This is a genomic window from Actinomadura roseirufa (assembly GCF_900659635.1).
GTDB lineage: Bacteria > Actinomycetota > Actinomycetes > Streptosporangiales > Streptosporangiaceae > Spirillospora > Spirillospora roseirufa.
The window spans coordinates 1-2,625 of the sequence record NZ_CAACVB010000507.1; the positions used below are offsets into that span (position 1 = coordinate 1).

Below are 2,625 nucleotides of genomic sequence, written 5' to 3' on the forward strand. Positions count from 1 at the left end.
CGGCGCCGCACGGCCGCCGCGTCCAGCCGCGGCAGCCGCGGGCCGGGGCGCCCCTCCACCCCCGGCCGGTACACCACGCGCGCGACGCCGCCGTCCGGGCGCAGGAAGACCAGGTAGGAGAACCCGAGGATGTCGAACACGGGCGCGATCCGCCGCGGGTCGGGCGGGACGTCCCCCTCCTCACGCGACTCCCGCGACCGGATCGACAGGGCCTGCGCCGTGGCGCGGATCCGGTCGTCCACGCGGCCGGTCTGGTAGCGGTCGAGGACGCCGATCATGACGGTGGAGCCGATGGCGAGGCCCGCCGCCACCAGCGCCGTGGTGATCGCGAGCAGCCGGGCGCGCAGCGACGCGCGGGTCGCCCGGCGCGCCCCGTGCCGAAGCCCGTGCCGAAGCCCGTGCCGCACGCCGTCGCGCACGCCGCGGGGCGTGCGCGGATCCCGGTGGTTCGCGGACATCGCGGCGGCTCCCTCGTGTGCCGGCCCGGTCAGCCCAGCACGCCGTCGACGAACGCCGTCACGTCGCGCAGGACCTCGTCCCGGTTGGTCTCGTTGAAGATCTCGTGCCGCGCGCCCGGGTAGATCCGCTCGGTCAGGTCGCCGCCGCGGACCGCCTCGATCCCGGTGCGGGTGTCCTCCGGCGGCACGAGCCGGTCGTCGCCGCCGTGCAGCCACAGGACGGGCAGCATGCCCAGCGACCCGTGCTCGCCGACGCGCCGCAGGCAGGCGTCCAGCGCCCGGACCGTGGCCTTCTCGAACGGACCGTGCCAGACCAGCGGATCGGCGGCGTACGCCACGCCGACCTTCGGATCGCGCGACAGCGTCGCCGGGTCGATGGGGACGTCGGGCATCTCCTCCAGCGCCAGCAGCCCGGTCACGGCGGGCCAGCGCCCGAGCACCGGCCCCGACAGCACCAGCGCCGTGAGCGCGTCGCCGTGCAGCTGCGCGTACCGCGTCGCGACCAGCCCGCCCATCGAGTGGCCGATCAGCACGACCGGCAGCCCCGGATGGTCCGCCCGCGCCGCCTCCACGACGGTGCCTAAGTCGGCGACCACGTCCTCGACGTCCTCGATCAGGACGCGGGCGCCCGCCGACAGCCCGTGCCCGAGGTGGTCCGGCCCGCAGACGACCGCGCCGTGCCGGACCAGCTCGGCGGCGACGCGTTCGTACCGGCCGAGGTGCTCGCCGTAGCCGTGGGCGAGGACGGCGGCATAACGCGGCTCGCCGTCCGCCCAGGTCCGCGCGGTGATCGCGCCTCGCGCGCCGGCGAACTCCCACTGCCGTGGTGACGTGCCCACCCGGTGCCTCCCTGTGCCGAACGGATCGGTGGTACGGAACGGACCGATACCGTCTCCCGCGATGCGACGGATCGTCAACCGCCGCAATAGGCTGGAGCGAGCGCCATAGGCGGCGCCCACCCCCGGGCCGCCGGAAAGCAGGAAGGGGTGCCCGTGCTGGTCGATACCTTCGGCCGTACCGCGACAGACCTGCGGGTCTCCCTCACGGACCGGTGCAATCTCCGGTGTTCCTACTGCATGCCCCCAGAGGGCCTGGACTGGTTGCCCAAACCCGAGGTCCTCACCGACGACGAGGTGTTGAGGCTGGTCGGGCTGGCCGTCCGCGACCTCGGCGTCACCGAGGTCCGCTACACCGGCGGGGAGCCCCTCCTGCGCCGCGGCCTGGCCGAGATCGTGCGGCGCACCGCGGAGCTGTCGCCGCGCCCGGAGATCTCGCTGACCACCAACGGGATCGGGCTCGACCGGCTCGCCGCGCCGCTGGCCGAGGCGGGCCTCGACCGCGTCAACGTCTCGCTGGACACCCTCGACGCCGGCACCTTCCGGCGGCTGGCGCACCGCGACCGGCTCGGCGACGTCCTGGCCGGGCTCGAGGCGGCGCGCGCCGCCGGGCTGGCCCCCATCAAGATCAACGCGGTGCTGATGCGCGGGATCAACGACCACGAGGCCGTCCCGCTGCTGCGCTTCTGCCTCGAGCACGGCTACCGGCTGCGGTTCATCGAGCAGATGCCGCTGGACGCCCAGCACGGCTGGACCCGGGAGAACATGATCACCGCGGACGAGATCCTGGACCGGCTCGCCGCGGAGTTCGACCTGGCGCCCGCCGACGCGGCCCGCCGCGGCAGCGCGCCCGCCGAGACGTTCCTGGTCGGCGGGGGACCGGACGCGGTCGGCGTGATCGGGTCGGTGACCCGGCCGTTCTGCGGCGCCTGCGACCGGGTCCGGCTCACCGCCGACGGCCAGGTCCGCAACTGCCTGTTCGCCACCGAGGAGTCCAACCTGCGCGACGCGATGCGCGCGGGCGCCACCGACGCCGAGGTGGCCGACCGCTGGCGCAAGGCGGTGTGGACCAAGCGCGCGGGCCACGGCATCGACGACCCGTCCTTCCTGCAGCCCGCCCGCCCGATGTCGGCCATCGGCGGCTGACCCCGTGCCCGCGGGTGCGCCTCCGGACGCCGCGCCGGAACCGTTCGACGCCGTCGTCCTGGCGGGCGGCGGCGCCCGCCGGCTCGGCGGCGCCGACAAGCCCGCCGCAGCCGTCGGCGGCCGGGCGCTGATCGAGTGGGCGGCGGACGCGGCGGCGGCCGCGTCCCGCCTGGTGGTGGTCGGGC

Annotated in this window: 4 protein-coding genes; 2 read left to right on the forward strand and 2 right to left on the reverse strand. The window is 75.8% G+C overall.

Annotated elements, in window-relative coordinates:
* Together E1291_RS40875 and E1291_RS40880 are read right to left on the reverse strand one after the other, a co-directional pair.
* A partial coding sequence (locus E1291_RS40875; RefSeq protein ID WP_207401245.1) for a hypothetical protein occupies positions 1-458 on the reverse strand: 458 nt, incomplete at its 3' end.
* A gap of 29 nt (positions 459-487) precedes the next feature.
* The gene (locus tag E1291_RS40880) at positions 488-1,297 is read right to left on the reverse strand and encodes an alpha/beta hydrolase (protein WP_131743395.1); all 810 of its coding nucleotides are present in this window, start codon (positions 1,295-1,297) and stop codon (positions 488-490) included.
* A 153-nt stretch (positions 1,298-1,450) separates the two neighbouring features.
* On the opposite strand from E1291_RS40880, the gene moaA reads away from it, so the two are divergent.
* Positions 1,451-2,440 (forward strand): GTP 3',8-cyclase MoaA, encoded by a 990-nt coding sequence (gene moaA / locus E1291_RS40885; RefSeq protein WP_242614691.1) that lies wholly within the window; start codon positions 1,451-1,453, stop codon positions 2,438-2,440.
* A gap of 4 nt (positions 2,441-2,444) precedes the next feature.
* A partial coding sequence (locus E1291_RS40890; RefSeq protein ID WP_165495543.1) for an NTP transferase domain-containing protein occupies positions 2,445-2,625 on the forward strand: 181 nt, incomplete at its 3' end.